Source organism: Thermotalea metallivorans, assembly GCF_001562415.1.
Classification (GTDB): Bacteria; Bacillota; Clostridia; order Peptostreptococcales; family Thermotaleaceae; genus Thermotalea; species Thermotalea metallivorans.
The window spans coordinates 1-17004 of sequence record NZ_LOEE01000083.1 but is presented as its reverse complement, the minus strand read 5'-3'; the positions used below and the strand labels follow the sequence as shown (position 1 = coordinate 17004).

General features: G+C 41.0%; 16 protein-coding genes and 1 rRNA gene. 5 read left to right on the top strand and 12 right to left on the bottom strand.

Features of this window, described 5'->3' with window-relative positions; genetic code table 11:
• Window positions 1-35: 35 nt before the first annotated feature.
• On the bottom strand, window positions 36-560 hold the full coding sequence (locus tag AN619_RS14860) for a transcription repressor NadR (protein ID WP_068558052.1): 525 nt from the start codon (window positions 558-560) through the stop codon (window positions 36-38).
• Window positions 561-1004: 444 nt separating this feature from the next.
• Here AN619_RS14860 and AN619_RS14855 point away from each other — a divergent pair, with 444 nt between their 5' ends.
• Window positions 1005-1493 (top strand): hypothetical protein, encoded by a 489-nt coding sequence (locus AN619_RS14855; RefSeq protein WP_068558051.1) that lies wholly within the window; start codon window positions 1005-1007, stop codon window positions 1491-1493.
• A gap of 8 nt (window positions 1494-1501) precedes the next feature.
• A complete protein-coding gene (locus tag AN619_RS14850) occupies window positions 1502-2350 on the top strand; it encodes a sensor histidine kinase (protein ID WP_157065038.1) in 849 nt (282 codons plus the stop codon).
• Window positions 2351-2530: 180 nt separating this feature from the next.
• Here the strand turns inward: AN619_RS14850 and AN619_RS14845 are convergent, their stop codons facing one another.
• Window positions 2531-3202 carry a GntR family transcriptional regulator gene (locus tag AN619_RS14845; protein ID WP_068558068.1) on the bottom strand — a complete coding sequence of 224 codons (672 nt, stop codon included), beginning with the start codon at window positions 3200-3202 and terminating at the stop codon, window positions 2531-2533.
• Between the two features lie 440 nt (window positions 3203-3642).
• Here AN619_RS14845 and AN619_RS14840 point away from each other — a divergent pair, with 440 nt between their 5' ends.
• From AN619_RS14840 to argH, 3 genes are all read left to right on the top strand, one after another.
• Complete coding sequence (locus AN619_RS14840) at window positions 3643-5100, top strand: aminoacyl-histidine dipeptidase (protein WP_068558049.1); 1458 nt, start codon at window positions 3643-3645, stop codon at window positions 5098-5100.
• Window positions 5101-5339: 239 nt separating this feature from the next.
• Window positions 5340-6590 (top strand): argininosuccinate synthase, encoded by a 1251-nt coding sequence (locus AN619_RS14835; RefSeq protein WP_198153331.1) that lies wholly within the window; start codon window positions 5340-5342, stop codon window positions 6588-6590.
• Window positions 6587-7963 carry an argininosuccinate lyase gene (gene argH / locus AN619_RS14830; protein ID WP_068558047.1) on the top strand — a complete coding sequence of 459 codons (1377 nt, stop codon included), beginning with the start codon at window positions 6587-6589 and terminating at the stop codon, window positions 7961-7963. The genes AN619_RS14835 and argH overlap by 4 nt, the downstream gene beginning before the upstream one ends.
• Window positions 7964-8081: 118 nt before the next feature.
• Here the strand turns inward: argH and AN619_RS14825 are convergent, their stop codons facing one another.
• The 10 genes from AN619_RS14825 to rrf form a co-directional block, all read right to left on the bottom strand.
• Window positions 8082-9179: a sigma-54 interaction domain-containing protein gene (locus tag AN619_RS14825; protein ID WP_242867422.1), complete on the bottom strand. Its 1098-nt coding sequence runs from the start codon at window positions 9177-9179 to the stop codon at window positions 8082-8084.
• Window positions 9180-9192: 13 nt separating this feature from the next.
• Entirely contained in the window at window positions 9193-9558 is a 366-nt protein-coding gene (locus tag AN619_RS14820) for a DUF1667 domain-containing protein (protein WP_068558045.1), read from the bottom strand.
• Window positions 9559-10824 (bottom strand): NAD(P)/FAD-dependent oxidoreductase, encoded by a 1266-nt coding sequence (locus tag AN619_RS14815; protein WP_198153330.1) that lies wholly within the window; start codon window positions 10822-10824, stop codon window positions 9559-9561.
• A gap of 14 nt (window positions 10825-10838) precedes the next feature.
• Window positions 10839-12323: an NAD(P)/FAD-dependent oxidoreductase gene (locus tag AN619_RS14810; protein ID WP_068558044.1), complete on the bottom strand. Its 1485-nt coding sequence runs from the start codon at window positions 12321-12323 to the stop codon at window positions 10839-10841.
• 238 nt (window positions 12324-12561) lie between these two features.
• Window positions 12562-14061, bottom strand: coding sequence for a glycerol kinase GlpK (glpK, locus tag AN619_RS14805; RefSeq protein WP_068558043.1), 1500 nt, complete (start codon window positions 14059-14061; stop codon window positions 12562-12564).
• A gap of 54 nt (window positions 14062-14115) precedes the next feature.
• Window positions 14116-14946 carry an MIP/aquaporin family protein gene (locus AN619_RS14800; RefSeq protein WP_068558042.1) on the bottom strand — a complete coding sequence of 277 codons (831 nt, stop codon included), beginning with the start codon at window positions 14944-14946 and terminating at the stop codon, window positions 14116-14118.
• Window positions 14947-15072: 126 nt separating this feature from the next.
• Window positions 15073-15639, bottom strand: coding sequence for a glycerol-3-phosphate responsive antiterminator (locus AN619_RS14795; protein ID WP_068558041.1), 567 nt, complete (start codon window positions 15637-15639; stop codon window positions 15073-15075).
• A 401-nt stretch (window positions 15640-16040) separates the two neighbouring features.
• Window positions 16041-16442 (bottom strand): arsenate reductase ArsC, encoded by a 402-nt coding sequence (locus tag AN619_RS14790; protein ID WP_068558040.1) that lies wholly within the window; start codon window positions 16440-16442, stop codon window positions 16041-16043.
• A 58-nt stretch (window positions 16443-16500) separates the two neighbouring features.
• A complete protein-coding gene (locus AN619_RS14785; RefSeq protein WP_068558039.1) occupies window positions 16501-16749 on the bottom strand; it encodes a hypothetical protein in 249 nt (82 codons plus the stop codon).
• Between the two features lie 128 nt (window positions 16750-16877).
• Window positions 16878-16994, bottom strand: a 5S ribosomal RNA gene (gene rrf, locus AN619_RS14780).
• Between the last annotated feature and the right edge of the window lie 10 nt (window positions 16995-17004).

The window sequence follows — 17004 nt, the reverse complement described above, 5'->3', positions numbered from 1 at the left end:
GTCTTGTCATCTGTTGAAAAAATAAAATGAACTGATCATACTTCTTTCACAAAATATCCCTTTTCCGAAAGGATTTCGATCATCCGTCGATAAGCTCGATCATTTGAAATTTCCAGGGTGTGCATATGTTCTCCTCCTGTGAGGGCGGATAAAGGTTCTGCCTTATCTCTTCTTACATTTTCCATAAAATCCTCCACGTCTATCCTTGAACAAATCATTAAAGGTCTTCGTATTCTGCCATATATAGGGTGATCAATCATTACGTCCACCACCCTGGCACCCATGTCTACCATAATCTTCAATTCTTCCTCCATCTCATCATATCCGCCATGCTTGCACAAAACTGTTTTCAGCTTGCCTGCCTTTTTTAAAGTACCGGGAATAACATAGCCATTCGTCGTTGCCAGGACATGATACCCTTGTGCGCGAATCAAAGCAATATCTTGTACGATTACCTGCCGGCTTACCTCAAAAAGCTTGGAAAGTTCGGACCCTGTTATAGGTTCCTGCCGTTCCTTCAGCAGTGCAATAATTTTTTCACGTCTTTCCTCTGACAGCATGTTCTCTTCTTCCTTTCTACCTTTAGAAACAATGGCTTCCGGAATTTATATATATTTTACCATCATCCGTATTCTCTGTGTATTGCTTTTTTTATTTTGCCCTAAGGTTGCAAAAATAAAAAAGTTCTTGAATTGCTTAAATTTTTGTCTTAAATTTATTCCAAATGTGATTTTCCAGCATATCCTTAGAAGGTTTTTCGACCTTTATGTCGAAGTTTATATAAACATGGCATGTCAAGTATATTTATGGTTTTTCTAAAATAATTGGAAAATATTTATCCTCATGGGGTAATACACCCCTTTTTAGAAAATATAAATAGAAAAGGCAAGGTGTCTTAAAACTATGGCAGGCATTTATAAATAAGCAAAATAATAGCAAAACACCGAAAAAGTGTTTTACTATTATTTTGTCGTTTATTTCTATCATCCGGGAGGGAATATATAATGACAACATGGGTAAATTTTCTGCTATATTTTATTGAAGGATTTTTAATGTTAGGGGCTGGCTTTGGTATTTTGGGTATAAGACTGAGCCTGCAGTCCATGGGATTGCTGTCATGTTTGTATTCACTGTTGACCTACGGCGTCAGACAATTTTATATGATTCATAAGATTCCCTTTGGGACCCATACATTTGTCATATTAGCCGTTTTTATTCTTTTGATCGTTGTCGTCGGAAAACAGAGGGTATTGGACAGCATTATTGCACTCTTGGTTACCTTAGGGCTTCTTTTCTTGGGAGAAGGTGTTTTCCTATTCCCCATATTAAATTTTTTCAAGATAGACCTTCTTACCATTACCAATAACCCCCTGAACTTTTTGTTAGCCGGCTTTTTTGTATATATTCCCTTGGTTATTACTTTTTTGATTGGGTATGTTTTTAAGATCACCATCATTGATTTTAACAGTTTTAAAAATGTTGACAGGATGTAGATGTGAATATGAAACTTTATACAAAGGCTTATGCATTAATCATCATTATTCTTGTACAAAGCGTAACAGTGGTTTTGCTAACAAATCAATTGTTTATCAACATGCTGAGTAATGCTATTATTACTTATCAGTATTCCTATCCCCTTGCGTTTATATTAAATTTACTGGCAATAAGCGCCTTCTTTTCCATTTACTATATCTTGCGATTTCTCCACGCAGAAAGAGAATCCATCATCAAACTCAATCATTCCCGAGAAGTAATTGATGCCCTTCAGGGGCAAAAACACGATTTTAACAACCATTTGAGTTTGATTGCAGGAATGCTGCAGGTGGGCCAACCGGAAAAAGCCCTTGAGTACATCTTTCATATATCCCAAAAAGTAGACGAAGTTTTTTCTGTTTCCAAAATCAAAAATATTGAAATCGCCGCTACCTTATGCAGAAAATGTGCTATTGCAGAAAGCAAAGGGATCACCGTAGAATTGGATGTGGGTACTTCCTTAGAAAATCTGAAAATAGATTCTATGGAGCTGTGTAAAGTATTGTTTAATCTCCTGGACAATGCTATCTATGAATTGGAGCACTGCGATGAAGAAACAAAGATCCTTACCATCGATATCGAAGAACATGAACAGATGTATTGCATTGCCATCGGCAATTCTTATCCCGTTCTCTCTCCCGATCTATATGATAAAATTTTTGAACCGAGATACACAACAAAAGAAGGAGAAGATCACGGATACGGTTTAAGCATTGTAAAGCAAATCGTAGAAAAGAACAAAGGACGTATCACAGTAGAAAGCTACGAAAGCGTAGGAACCATCTTTACCGTTTTCCTTCCACAGAAAAACGGATAATGTCTTCCTATTCCCTGATATGAAAAAATACATAAAAAATAAAATCTCCTGATCAACGTTTTATGCAGGAGATTTTGTTGTAATGCATAGAAAATTATAAAAAGGAGCTATCCTTTGGCAGCGTTCATAATTTCCTTTGTATTATAAGAAAACATTGATATCCTTATTGCTGCAGTTGAATCAATTTTTTCCTAATTTTTCTGCGTTCTTTTTAGAATTATTCACATGGGTTGTCAGGGCTTTCTCTGCCCTTTCTTTATTTCTTTCCAAAAAAGCGTCCAGTATTTCCTTGTGCTCCCTTAAAGCATCTTCCATTCTTCCTTCAATTTGAAGGGATTTTTTTCTGGATTGTTTCATATAATACTGAAAATCTTTCAGGACCTGCTCTAAATATCGGCTCTTTGTGGCCTTATAAATGGTCTCATGAAACTTCGTATTGAATTCTGCAAATTTCTCAATATCCTTTTTAAAAGCATAAAATTCCATTAATTCATATGCTTCCTTCAGATCCTGCAGCTCTTCCTCTGTAATTCTCTCCACAGCCCAGGCAGCTGCAATTCCTTCGATGGCCGTTCGGATTGTAAAGATATCCTGAATATCCTGCTTTGTAATTCCCTTCACGATCACACCGCGATTTGGAATATTTTCTACCATACCGTCTAATTCCAACTGTTTTAATGCTTCTCTTACCGGCGTCCGACTGACTCCAAGCTCCTCTGCTAATTTTGCTTCCACCAGTTTTTCGCCTTCACTATATTTTCCGTTCAATATATCATCTCGAATGATGTTAAATATTTTTGAGGTTAAGGACAGTCTCCCTGCATTGTCCTCATTCAGTAAATCCCTTCCCATAATATCCTCCATGTCCATAATAATATTTTACCTACCAGTAGCATGCCTCCATCTGGTAGGTAAACCCAGTCCCGTTAACCTCATTGTATTATAAAAATCAAGGAATGTCAATGTATACAAGTGGTTATCCCAATCTTTTCCTTTCCTTTTTCTTTGTCATTTTTTTGATTTGCCCTTTTTCTTTTCATGATGAAGTAGTCTTCATCATTTCTTTTGCACGACAAACCCAGTTATTGCAATTTTGAATAATATTGAAAACTTGAATTTTTAATTTTGCCTCTCTTCCTCATTTTATTATACTATACAAGGATTAATTCTTCTTTATAGAAGGAAAAGATCAATCTTTGTAGAATGACTATTGTTGTGGTCGTACAGCAAAGTTTATATATATTAAAAACCTTCTACCATGTATTCACCAAATAAAAGAAAGGATGATTTTTATGGGTACACCCATCAGCCAGTTGAAGCCCCAAAAAGTTTTCCAGTACTTTGAAGAGATATCAAAAATTCCGAGGGGTTCCGGAAATGAAAAAGCCATCAGCGACTATCTGGTAAATTTCGCAAAATCCCATGGCCTAGAGGTAATCCAAGATTCCTCCATGAACGTCATCATAAAAAAAGGCCCCACACCCGGCTATGAAAATGCACCTACCGTCATTATTCAAGGACATATGGACATGGTTTGTGAAAAAAACAAGGATACGGTCCACGATTTTGAAAAAGATCCCATCCAACTCAGGGTAGTGGACGATATGCTTTATGCAACAGACACCACCCTGGGTGCCGACAACGGCATTGCCATTGCCTATGGCCTTGCACTCTTGGCCTCTGAAGATATTCCCCATCCACCCATCGAAGTCCTAATGACGGTAGAGGAAGAAACCGGAATGGGGGGTGCCATGACCGTGGATCCTTCCCATCTGAAAGGAAGCATTTTGATAAATATCGATTCTGAAGAGGAAGGCAAACTTTTGGTAAGCTGCGCCGGTGGGATAAGGACAAGGCAAATTTTGCCCATTCTATGGGAAAGTCCAAAGGCCGGATGGATCCCTTATGCGATCCGCATCAGAGGTTTGAAAGGGGGCCATTCCGGCATGGAAATTGATAAAGAACGTGGAAATGCCAATAAGCTGATGGGCAGAATTTTAAATGATCTATCGGATGCTTTGGCCTTTGGAATTGCAGAGATCAACGGCGGTTCTAAAATGAATGCCATCCCCAGAGAGTGTGATGCTGTCTTGTGTATTGATCCAGACAATATCCAACTTCTGGAAAATAGAGTCAATGGGTGGGGCCAACTATTCAAAAACGAGTTAAGAGTTTCCGATCCGGAAGTAACTGTAAAACTTGAAAAAATGCCATCCCTTCCTGCCAAAGTATTCTCTAAGGAAACTGCAGAGAAAGCCATTGCATCTTTGGTGCTGATTCCCAATGGTGTTCAGAGTATGAGCATGGATATCTGCGGTTTGGTAGAAAGTTCTACCAACTTGGGCGTAGTCGTCACTGATGAAAAAGAAATCCGATTTGAAAGTGCAATCCGCAGCTCTGTTAGAAGCTTAAAATATAAGATTTTAGATGAAGCAAAGATGATAGCCAAAATCCTTGGCTGTGAACTGGTGGCAGATTCTGATTATCCGGAATGGGCATACAATCCCGATTCGAAAATACGTCCATTGTTCCAAAAAGTTTATAAGGAGATGTTCGGAAAGGAATCAGAAATCATCGCCATCCATGCAGGTGTGGAATGTGGTCTCTTCAAAGAGAAAATGGAGCATTTGGATATGATTTCTTTCGGCCCCGATCTTTACGATGTTCATACACCCAATGAACATCTAAGCATATCCTCTACGGAGCGAACTTGGAAATATTTATTGGCTGTACTAAAGGAAATAAAATAATGAAACCTGCCTCGTGGCAGGTTTTTTTATTAAAAATATTTATATATATTCTATAAAAATATTTTTATACAGAATAAATAATTTTCCTTTATCTTAGTCATACCCTCAGTATTTCATGGTATTTTCAAAAAATATATCTGAATATTTATTACTTTTTTTGCATATTTATATTGCATAATCATACATTTCTGCTATAATGTTTATTAAGAAGATTACACATGTACTGGGAGGTTATGATGATGGAAAAACAAAAAGTCGTGTTGGCATACTCCGGAGGCTTGGATACTTCCGTTATACTAAAGTGGCTAGAGGAAAACTACGGCTATGAAGTTATTGCCGTCTGCGTAGACGTAGGTCAAGAGGAGGATCTGATTGCAGTACAGAAAAAAGCCCTATCCACCGGTGCTGCCAAAGCCTATGTGGTAGATGTAAAGGAAGAGTTTATCACAAACTACATTTTTCCTACCTTAAAGGCAGGAGCCGTTTATGAAGACGATTATCTCTTAGGTACTTCCTTTGCAAGACCTTTGATTGCTAAAAAATTAGTAGAAATTGCAGAACAGGAAGGAGCTGTAGCCATTGCCCACGGTGCTACAGGAAAAGGAAATGACCAAGTACGTTTTGAAGCTTCTATTAAAGCTCTAAACCCTTACTTAAAAATCATTGCCCCTTGGAGAATATGGAATTTAAAATCCAGAGAAGACTGCATTGATTATGCTATAAAACACAATATTCCTATTCCCGTTACAAAAAAAGATCCGTACAGCCGTGACAGAAACATCTGGCACCTAAGCCATGAGGGAGGCAATTTGGAAAATCCTTGGAACGAGCATGACAGCAACATCTACATGATGAGCGTGCCCCCTGAAAAAGCACCGGATACACCGGCTTATGTTGAAATCGAATTCGAAAAAGGTATCCCTGTGGCTGTAAACGGAATCAAATATAATCCTGTGAATATGCTTTACAGCTTAAATAAAATCGGCGGTACCCATGGAGTAGGAATCATCGATATCGTCGAGAACAGACTGGTAGGTATGAAATCCCGTGGTGTATATGAAACACCCGGCGGCACGATTCTCTTTGAAGCCCATAAAGCCTTAGAAAAATTGACTTTGGATAGAGCAACCATGAGCTTCAAGAAAATTGTAGCAGAAAAATACGCTCAGCTTGTATACGACGGCTTATGGTTTACACCATTAAAGGAAGCTTTAGATCAATTTGTGGACAGCACTCAAGAATATGTTACAGGCAAAGTAAAATTAAAACTGTACAAAGGCACTTGCACCGCTGTGGCCACTGCCTCACCTTATTCACTATACAACGAAGAATTTGTTACCTTTGGCGAAGATCATGTCTACAATCAGAAGGATGCGGAAGGATTCATCAACCTGTTTGCTCTTCCTATTACCATCCGTTCATTGATGCAGCATGAGAATATGAATCATGAAAATATGAATAAAGTACAGAAAGAGAAGAAAGCCATATGAAACTATGGGGAGGAAGATTCGCTAAAAGTACCGCTTCCCTTGTAGACAGCTTTAACGCCTCCATTGAATTTGACCAAAAACTATACAAGCATGATATCATGGGCAGTATTGCCCATGCCAAAATGCTTGGAAAATGCAATATTATTACCCCGAAAGAATCTCAAATAATCATTGAAGGCCTCCTATCCATCTTGGCGGATATTGAAAAAGGCCTCGTCACCTTTCAAATTGAGTATGAGGATATTCACATGAATATCGAAAAATTGCTTATTGATCGCATCGGGGAAGTAGGAAAGAAACTCCATACAGCTAGGAGCAGAAATGACCAAGTGGCTGTGGATATCCGCCTTTATCTCCGGGAAGAAATAGGGACAATTTGTGGATTGCTCAAGGAACTGTTAACAACTTTGAAAAACCTTGGAGAATATCATATCGATACCGTTATGCCGGGATATACCCATCTCCAAAGAGCCCAGCCCGTTACCTTCGGCTATTATATGATGGCCTATTTTCAAATGTTCAAAAGGGATTTTGAAAGACTGCAGGATTGTCAAGACAGGGTAAATATCCTACCCTTGGGGGCCGGTGCCCTGGCAGGGACAACTTATCATACCGACCGGGAATATTTGGCCCAAGAATTAGGGTTCCATGGAATTTGTGAAAATTCCCTGGATGCCGTTAGTGACCGGGATTTTGTCATTGAATTTATCAGTGATGCTTCCATCATGATGATGCATCTCAGCCGTTTTTGTGAAGAATTGATTCTTTGGAGCTCTGCCGAATTCCATTTTATCGAAATGGATGATGCCTACAGCACCGGCAGCAGTATCATGCCCCAAAAGAAAAATCCTGATGTGGCAGAGCTAATTCGCGGCAAAGCAGGTAGGATCTATGGAAACCTCATGAATATCCTTACCATCATGAAGGCCCTTCCCCTTGCCTATAATAAAGATATGCAGGAGGATAAACCCCCTCTGTTTGACACCGTTGAAAATCTGAAAGACTGCCTTCTTATCTTCAATGAAATGCTCAAAACCATGACCGTCCGGAAAGATCAGATGAAAAAGGCCACGAAGGAGGGCTTCATGAATGCCACCGATGTAGCAGATTACTTGGTAAAAAAGGGGCTTCCCTTCAGAAGTTCCCATGAAATTGTGGGAAAAATGGTATTGTATTGTATTCAACAGGGAAAAACCATCGATGATTTATCCCTGGAAGAGTTTCAAACTTTTTCCCCAGTCTTTGCAGAGGATATCCTAGATGTCATCAAAATTGAAAACTGTATCGCTTCTAAGGTATCCCAGGGTTCCACATCCCATGGAAGCATTGAAGACATGTTAAAGCGTGCCCAGGATTTCCTATTCGATAGATAATGTTTTCTTCCCCTTCAAAACGTGTACAGAATCCCCTGTACACGTTTTTTCTGCACTGGAATTGAAACAAATTCTTGAAATTTAGCTTCGCCCCAAACTGGGGATTTATACACGGCCTTTATTCTATGATATTATACTTTCTTGCTTTGAAGGCAACAGTCTTATGGGTTACACCTAAGGCCTTCCCCGCTGCATTGAAGCTCCCAAATTTTTTGATGGCATGCCGGATAATCTCTTTTTCATATTCCTCTAAAGTAGCCATTTCCCCATTCTGATTCATGTTGATCAGCCGATCTCCCTGTGTAGAAGGGCCAAGGTCTTGATAACGATTGGCTATATATGGAGGCAAATCCTCTAAGGAAATCCTATTGCCCTCGGCCAAAACAATTAATCTTTCCAATAAATTTTCTAATTCACGAATATTCCCGGGCCAGTCATAGTTATAAAAACATCTTTCTGCCTCCTCCGAAAGTTCCACAATCTCTCTCCCTATCTTTCCACAGATCTTATGAATAAAATGACGAACCAGCAGAGGAATATCTTCCCTTCGTTCTTTTAATGCCGGAAGGTAAATAGGAATTACATTTAACCGATAGTATAAATCCTCCCGAAACTGTTCTTTCTCCATCAATTCCAAAAGATTGCGGTTGGTAGCAGCAATGATTCTTACATCGCATTTTATGGTTTCTTCTCCTCCAACCCTTTCAAATTCCTGTTCTTGGAGTATCCTTAACAGCTTCACCTGCATCTCCAGGGGCATATCCCCGATCTCATCTAAAAAAATCGTTCCCCCATGGGCCTGCTCGAATTTTCCCTTTCTTCTGCGGATAGCCCCTGTGAAAGCTCCCTGTTCATGACCAAACAATTCTGATTCCAACAAAGTTGATGGAATGGCGCCGCAATTTATTTTCACAAAGGGCTTGCCTGCCCTGTTGCTGGAATAATGAATGGCCTTGGCTACCAACTCTTTTCCGGTACCGCTTTCTCCCCGAATCAGCACCGTAGAGGCCGTTCCGGATGCTTTTTGGGCGATGAGCAGTGCTTTTTCCAATACTTTGCTCTTCCCTATAATTTCTTCAAAAATAGGATTCAGTTTAACGGAAGACTCTTGTCCTATTCCTGTTAAATCAATCACAGGATTCTTCATTTTCACCTTGTCTGCCGATACCCTTTCTGGGTACAAGGCAACAACACCCTGAAACATTTCGTTCCTCACCCGTATCACCCTTTCATTCCATGCTTCTTGAAGCGATGATATTCACACCGGTATGGAGAATATTCTCAATGATTATATCTCCCATCCGAATGGGCCCTTGAACCTCCACCTGATGTAAAATGTCCATACATTCAAATATTTTTCCCTTTGGAATGGGCTTATCCGTACGCACCGGCAGCCGATTCAACGACACATTGGTGATTTTCACAGTGGTCGTAAGTACACGGGTAGGATTGACAAGCTCCTTGATCCCATAATCTTCCCCCCGCCGGCATTGATTTCCTTCCACCCGATAGCCTTTTTCCCGGTGGGCATCCTCATATAAGGTAAGACGACATCCTACCGGACATACAATACAAATCATTTCCCTTTTATCCATCTACACTCCCTCCTTTTCCAAAGATACGGATAGAATTCCACCTTTTCTGTCCTTGAGGGAATTTACGGAGATTTTGACGTTCTCCATCTCGCCGGGAGCAAGATGTTTTTTTGCAACGGTTTTGATTTTTTCCCCATCCGCCCTTACAGCGATATTCATATTGCTGTATACATCATCCACCCGCATGAAAAGATCCACCGTCTCGTCACCAGGATGGACTCTCACTCTATGGGGTACAACATATCGTATGCCCCTCTGGGCCTCTGTTCTAAAACAAATTCCATTTTTTTTCAATGTCTTTTGAACAAATTTAGCCGCATTTTTTCCTGCCCTCCTGCTTTCTTCCGTCACCCAATCCACCAAGTCATGGACATGCACCACATTGCCGCAGGCAAATATTCCCTCCACGGAGGTCTCCATGGATTCATTGACAACAGGTCCCCCTGTCACCGGATCCAATGAAATACCTGCATTTTTGGAGAGTTCATTTTCAGGAATCAGTCCTACGGACAAAAGCAAAGTATCACATTCATAGTATTTCTCAGTACCTGGAATTGGTTTTCTCTTTTCATCTACCTTCCCAATCACAACTCCCTCTACCCGATCTCTTCCCTTTATATCAACGACCGTATGACTTAAAAGCAAAGGTATGTCAAAATCCTCCAAGCATTGTACGATATTTCGTGCAAGTCCTCCCGAATAGGGCATGAGTTCTGCCACCGCTTTTACTTCTGCCCCCTCCAAAGTCAGCCTCCTTGCCATAATAAGTCCGATATCTCCTGACCCCAGAATCACTACCTTTTTTCCCACCATATATCCTTCCATATTCACAAATCGTTGGGCAGTACCTGCCGTAAAAATCCCTGCAGGCCTCGTACCGGGAATTTGGATAGCACCCCTTGTTCTCTCCCTGCAGCCCATGGCGAGAATAATAGCCTTTCCTTGGATTTTCATAAACCCATCTCTGCAATTGACAGCTTTCAAAACTTTATTTTCATCTATGTCCAATACCATGGTATCCAATTTATAGGCAATGCCCAATTCCTGCATTTGCTGGATAAAACGCTGTGCATACTCCGGTCCCGTCAGCTCCTTCTTGAATATATGAAGGCCAAATCCGTTATGAATACACTGCTGCAATATCCCTCCCAGTTCTCTATCCCTCTCAATCACCAATATGCTGTCTACCCCGTTTTTTTTGGCTTCGATGGCTGCCGCCAAACCTGCGGGCCCTCCACCGATGACCACAATATCATAGTTCAACATATGTTCACCTTCCTTCACCAGGTTTTTGACGCCGCTGCAGCATCAAGGTTCTCCCTTAGTACGGAGCTGCTCTTTGCAGGTCCTATCAGTATATAGGACTTTGGATTATCCTTGACCACCTCTGTCATATCCATTTTTAACTCTCTAGCGATAATTTCCATCACCCTTGGACTGCAAAATCCCCCTTGGCATCTGCCACTGCCCGGACGTACTCTCCTCTTTATCCCGTCCATATTTCTTGCCCCTACTTTTCTGTGGATTGCATCCACAATCTCCCCTTCCGTAATGTTCTCACACCGGCAAATAATTCTCCCATATCGTGGATCCCTTTTGATGATTTCTGCCTTCTCTGCATCGGACAATTCCATAAATCTTATCATTTTTCTTCCCATAGGATGAAAATCCCATTTTTCTCTCCCGATGGCACCCATATTTTTCAAAATCTCTGCTACATACACTGCGATGGCCGGTGCTGCACTGAGACCAGGCGATTCAATTCCTGCCACATCAATAAATCCCTTTGCATCTTTTGCCTCCTCAATAATAAAATCTCCTGTATCAGGCGTTGCTCTTAGCCCCGCAAAGGCAGTAATCACCCCATGATAAGGCAGATTGGGGGCGGATTTCCTTGCCTGTTCCCTAATAAAGGCCAACCGCTCCATGGTGGTTTCCCGACTCTCCTTGCAATCCACATTTTCTGCATCGGGCCCAACCAGCAAATTCCCATGGACCGTAGGTGCAATCAATACTCCTTTTCCCAATTTTGTAGGACACTGAAAAATGACTTTGCTTACAAAATTTCCTACACTTTTGTCAAAGATATTGTATTGCCCCCTTCTTGGTACAATTTTAAAGCTTGGGGCTGCAACCATATTGTGGATCTCATCGGCATACACGCCGGCACAGTTAATCACATATCTGGCATCTATCTGTTGTCCCTCCATGGAGATACGATAGCCTTCCCCTTGCTTTTCTATATTTGTCACTTGGCTTTCCAATCTTAATTCCACGCCGTTTTCAACGGCATTTTCCGCTAAAGCAATGGCCAGTTCCCATGGTCCCACAATCCCGGCAGTAGGGGCATATAGCCCACCGATGATGCGATCATTTACGTTGGGCTCTAAGGCCAATATCTGTTCTTTTCCCAAAATCTCCATCTGGGGAACCCCGTTTGCCAATCCTTTTTCATAAAGTTCCCGGATGATTTTCATTTCCTCCTCCTCAAAGGCTAGAACCAAGGATCCTATTCTCTGAAAAGGCACATCCAGTTCTTTACATATTTGATCAAACAGGGCATTCCCCTGTACATTCAACTTTGCCTTCAAAGAACCCGGCTTTGCATCATAACCGCTGTGGACAATGGCACTGTTGGCTTTTGTGGTGCCGTTTGCCACATCCGTATCTTTTTCGATCAAAACCGTTTTTAAATCATATCTTGACAATTCCCTTGCAATGGAGCAGCCTACCACGCCAGCGCCAATAATGGCCACATCATACATATACATTCCTCCTGCCTGCGATCTCTATGAACACATATAAACATAGAAAGCAATAGATTTTATAAATTTTATTGCATAAAAAAGGCCGCACAAATTAACCCCTATCTTTCCATAGGCTAATTTATGCGGCTCTCCTGTTCTCAAGCCCTCAACTATAAAAATTTTTTTCTATATTTATTATATAACATTTGCCCCGCAATATGAAGCTTTTCTTTAGAAAAAGATGTGCTTTCAGCAACTATTCTTCCAACTCCCACCGGAGGGCTCTCCCTACAGCCTTCTTCCACCCCTTATACTTGGCCTCCTTTTTATCCTCTTCCATACCGGGCATAAAGATTTTATCTACATTCCATTTTTTTGAAATTTCTTCCTTGTCTGTCCAGTAGCCTATGGCCAATCCTGCAAGGTATGCTGCTCCCAAGGCTGTTGTTTCCGTTACCTCCGGTCGAGCTACCGGTACTCCCAGAATATCGGATTGGAACTGCATGAGGAAGTTATTTCCAACTGCACCTCCGTCAACCTTTAGGGACTGCAGCTTGATGCCGGAATCCTCCTCCATGGCTTGAAGTACATCCCGAGTCTGGTATGCAATGGATTCTAAGGTAGCCCTTACAATATGATTTCTATTGGCCCCCCTGGTAAGTCCTACGATAATCCCCCTTGCATACATATCCCAATACGGTGCCCCCATACCAACAAAACCAGGAACAACATAAACGCCATTGGTATCTTCCACAGCCGTAGCAACTTCTTCACTAGCTGCTGCAGACTCTATCAGTTTCAGCTCATCCCTTAACCACTGTATAGAAGCTCCTGCTACGAAGATACTTCCTTCTAAGGCATATTCAACCTTGCCGTTTAATCCCCAGGCAATCGTCGTCAGCAATCCATGATGGGATGGAACCAACTTTTCTCCTGTATTCATCAACATAAAGCAGCCGGTGCCATAAGTATTCTTTGCCATACCCGGCTCAAAGCAAGCCTGCCCGAACAGAGCCGCCTGCTGGTCTCCCGCATCTCCTGCAATAGGAATCTGCGCACCACCAAAGGTTTGAGGATCTGTTACGCCATATACACAGCTCGACGGCTTCACCTCCGGCAGCATAGCAACGGGTATGCCAAGCTCTGCCAATATCTTTTCATCCCACTGTAATGATTGAATATTAAACAGCATAGTCCTAGAAGCATTGGAATAATCGGTTACATGGACCTTGCCCCTTGTCAAGTTCCAAATCAGCCAAGTGTCCACATTGCCAAACAACAACTCTCCTTTTTCCGCCTTCTCCCTTGCTCCCTTCACATGGTCAAGAATCCATTTGATCTTTGTTCCTGAGAAATAGGCATCCACCACTAGTCCCGTATTCTCACGGATATAATCTTCCATCCCTTTGGCCTTTAACGCATCGCAAATGGGCGCTGTCCTTCTGCATTGCCATACAATGGCATTATAGATGGGTTTTCCCGTATTTTTATCCCAAACGATCGTTGTTTCCCTTTGATTGGTAATTCCAATGGCCGCAATTTCCTGGGGCCTGATGCCTGTCTTTTCCAATACCTCCCGTGCCACCCCGCTTTGGGTTCCCCAAATTTCCATGGGGTCGTGCTCTACCCAACCCGGTTTCGGATAAATTTGGGCAAATTCTTTTTGGGCTACACCTATGGTTTTTCCGTTATGATCAAATAAAATTGCCCTGGAACTTGTGGTCCCTTGATCTAAAGCTAAAAGATACTTATCCATTGTCCTGCCCCCTTTATTTTTATTTTATTTTCCTGTTATCTGCTTTTTCCATTCTTATCCGTTTGCAATCTGTTTTTGTTCTTGTTGTTCCTGAACACCCGGTATATACTTTCTTATGCCATACTCATAAAGAAAACCTCCTGCCAAAGCTCCGATAATGGGTCCTACAATGGGTACCCAGAAGTAGTTATTGGGCCCCGGCAGGCCGATGCTTCCCCACCCTGCGAAGGATAAAAATAATTTAGGACCAAAATCCCTGGCCGGGTTCATGGCAAACCCTGTCAACGATCCAAAGGATCCTCCGATGATTGCAATCGTAATACCTACTAAGATCGCTGCAAAGGGAGCATATTTGCCCTTGGGGGCATTTGCATTTTTTTCATCCCCTATTGCAAAAATCACCATTAATAACAATGCTGTAATTGCAATTTCAACTATCAATGCCTGCATATTGCTTAAATAGGATTGGGGATATGTGGTAAAAATGCCCGCCGTTGAAACACTTTCCATGCTTCCCCTGACAATCCCCATTGTTTTCTCATAGTTTAAAAATCCAGGGCCATATAACCCGAAAACGATTGCCGCTCCACTAAAACAACCGGCGATCTGTGCAATGATATACGGGAGGACTTTTTTCCATGGAAATCCCCTGTATACAGCCAAGGTAATTGTTACAGCAGGGTTAATATGGGTTCCCGACACAGCCCCTGTGATATAGATAGCCATTGTAACACCAAATCCCCATATCAAACCAAGATCCCATATGGTGTAAGCGTGTCCGTTTAAAACTAGCGTAGCCACCGATCCTGCTCCAATAAAAATCAAAATCAAGGAACCAATAAACTCTGATATAAGTTCTCCAAATAAACTTTCCCTAGATGACATAATTTTTCCTCCTCACATTTTTTATTTTTATAACTTGCATTCAAATTGCCATCATTTTCATCCCCCCTTTTCTTCCTTCTACCTTTTCACAAAGCCTTCTTTTCCCGTTCGTTGGCAAATTCATCTTCATAAAAACCATATTTCTTCTTTGCTGGTAGAGATGGCCATAGCACCTGCCTTCAGGCTTTCTATTACATCCTCCTTATCTTGTATCAGCCCCCCCGCGATCACCGGTATTTTTGTTTCCTGGTGAATTGTCTGAGTAATTTTGGGCATAATTCCTGGCAAAATCTCTACGGCATCGGGTTTTGACGAATGAATGGACTTAATGCCTGTTTCCAAAGAAAGGGAGTCTAAAATAAACAATCTTTGTATCGCAAACATATTCAATTCCTTTGTAATTTTGATGAGATTGCTTTTCGTTGTAATAATTCCATCGGGTCCAATCATTTCATGGATATATTTTAATGCCACCACATCCTTTGAAAAACCCTCCATCAAATCTATATGTATATATATGGACATGCCTTCCCCTTTCACCCTATCCACAATCCCCTTCAGATTAAAAATATTCCCTGCCATCAGAAAAACAATCTCGCAAGGCGACTGTATAGCCGGATCTAATTTTTGGGGATGATTTACTGCTGCAATTATAGGATTTTCTTGAACCTTATAATAAAATTTGTTTCCCATTTTTAAAACCTCCCTCTCCATGACAATGCAATATATGTGCCAATACATTATTGTGGTAATTTTCAATATATTCTCTATTTTCTCCTGTTTTTTCTTGATATTTTTTCCCCATCATACTTTCCGAAAAAAATGCCTTTGGTAAAAAATATCAACCTTTTTCTTTGAAAAAGTTCTCCCCTGTCTGTCTTTGAAAAACTATTTTTACATGTCCTATTTTTCTTTTCTAATGATATATATGCATGTCTATCATTTCTTAGGTTTCTTTTTTTTATAATCTCAAATTATCTGCAAAAACGGCAGTTTTTTGCCCAATATATAGAGAAAGGGTTGATAAAAGCTATCAACCCTTTCTCTATCCTATTATGATCTCCATATGTTTGTTTTAAAACTTTTGCCAAACTTTATACTTCGCCTTTTTTGACCCTATCAATGAGATCTATTACTTTTTCCTTTATCATATCCCTCGTTTGTCTAAATCCTTCGATAGGGCCCCCTGAGGGATCTTCTAATCCCCAATCCTCTTTATGTTTGCATGGCACATATGGACATGATACCCCGCAACCCATGGTAATGAGAATATCGATTTCTGAGGGTATATCTGTCAAAAGCTTAGGATAATGCCCAGCCATATCAATTCCCGCTTCTTCCATCACTTGCACTGCCATAGGCTTTACTTCCGGATATTCTTCCGTTCCCGCCGAATACACTTCCAATACATCTGCCCCCAAATACTTTGCCCAAGCCTCTGCCATTTGTGAGCGACAAGAATTATGGACACATACAAAAGCTACCTTTTTTTTCATCATAAAACCTCCTCCATTTTTGTCGTGCTGCTTGTCAATGTTGCAGTTATGGTCTTTTTCATAAATCATTTTGCTTACTTATAGGGATTCTTTTTATAGCCAAATCCTTCACGTAAGATACGATGATATTACACTTTTTACAAAGAGCATAATATCGAACCGGGCAGGACATCTCTGCATATTCCCCCTTGGCCGATTCGTTTCTAATAATCCTAAAGCTTGCATTTTCCATACAGCCAGGACAAACGTACCGGTCAAATAACAAAGGCGCCTGCAAAACCTTTTTTCCTTGGATTGTTTTTCTCATAGCTTGATTTCCTCTTATACTGAATTCTTTTATCCTTCTCCATTATATATATTTTTTTCGTAAACAAAAAGACCCAGAACGAAACTTCTTCGGCCTGAGTCCTTTAATAATATAAATATTATGTAAAAATCCAGCAACGACCTACTCTCCCAAGGCGTCTCCACCTCAGTACCATCAGCGCTGAAGGGCTTAACTTCTGTGTTCGGTATGGGAACAGGTGTATCCCCTTCGCCATTGTCACTGGATGTGTGTGGC

Excerpts from the sequence above, each read along its gene's own strand:
- AN619_RS14860 (WP_068558052.1), bottom strand. The coding sequence starts at position 560 with ATGCTGTCAGAGGAAAGACGTGAAAAAATTATTGCACTGCTGAAGGAA.
- AN619_RS14855 (WP_068558051.1), top strand. The coding sequence starts at position 1,005 with ATGACAACATGGGTAAATTTTCTGCTATATTTTATTGAAGGATTTTTA.
- AN619_RS14850 (WP_157065038.1), top strand. The coding sequence starts at position 1,502 with ATGAAACTTTATACAAAGGCTTATGCATTAATCATCATTATTCTTGTA.
- AN619_RS14845 (WP_068558068.1), bottom strand. The coding sequence starts at position 3,202 with ATGGGAAGGGATTTACTGAATGAGGACAATGCAGGGAGACTGTCCTTA.
- AN619_RS14840 (WP_068558049.1), top strand. The coding sequence starts at position 3,643 with ATGGGTACACCCATCAGCCAGTTGAAGCCCCAAAAAGTTTTCCAGTAC.
- AN619_RS14835 (WP_198153331.1), top strand. The coding sequence starts at position 5,340 with ATGGAAAAACAAAAAGTCGTGTTGGCATACTCCGGAGGCTTGGATACT.
- argH (WP_068558047.1), top strand. The coding sequence starts at position 6,587 with ATGAAACTATGGGGAGGAAGATTCGCTAAAAGTACCGCTTCCCTTGTA.
- AN619_RS14820 (WP_068558045.1), bottom strand. The coding sequence starts at position 9,558 with ATGGATAAAAGGGAAATGATTTGTATTGTATGTCCGGTAGGATGTCGT.
- AN619_RS14815 (WP_198153330.1), bottom strand. The coding sequence starts at position 10,824 with ATGTTGAACTATGATATTGTGGTCATCGGTGGAGGGCCCGCAGGTTTG.
- AN619_RS14810 (WP_068558044.1), bottom strand. The coding sequence starts at position 12,323 with ATGTATGATGTGGCCATTATTGGCGCTGGCGTGGTAGGCTGCTCCATT.
- glpK (WP_068558043.1), bottom strand. The coding sequence starts at position 14,061 with ATGGATAAGTATCTTTTAGCTTTAGATCAAGGGACCACAAGTTCCAGG.
- AN619_RS14800 (WP_068558042.1), bottom strand. The coding sequence starts at position 14,946 with ATGTCATCTAGGGAAAGTTTATTTGGAGAACTTATATCAGAGTTTATT.
- AN619_RS14795 (WP_068558041.1), bottom strand. The coding sequence starts at position 15,639 with ATGGGAAACAAATTTTATTATAAGGTTCAAGAAAATCCTATAATTGCA.
- AN619_RS14790 (WP_068558040.1), bottom strand. The coding sequence starts at position 16,442 with ATGAAAAAAAAGGTAGCTTTTGTATGTGTCCATAATTCTTGTCGCTCA.
- AN619_RS14785 (WP_068558039.1), bottom strand. The coding sequence starts at position 16,749 with ATGAGAAAAACAATCCAAGGAAAAAAGGTTTTGCAGGCGCCTTTGTTA.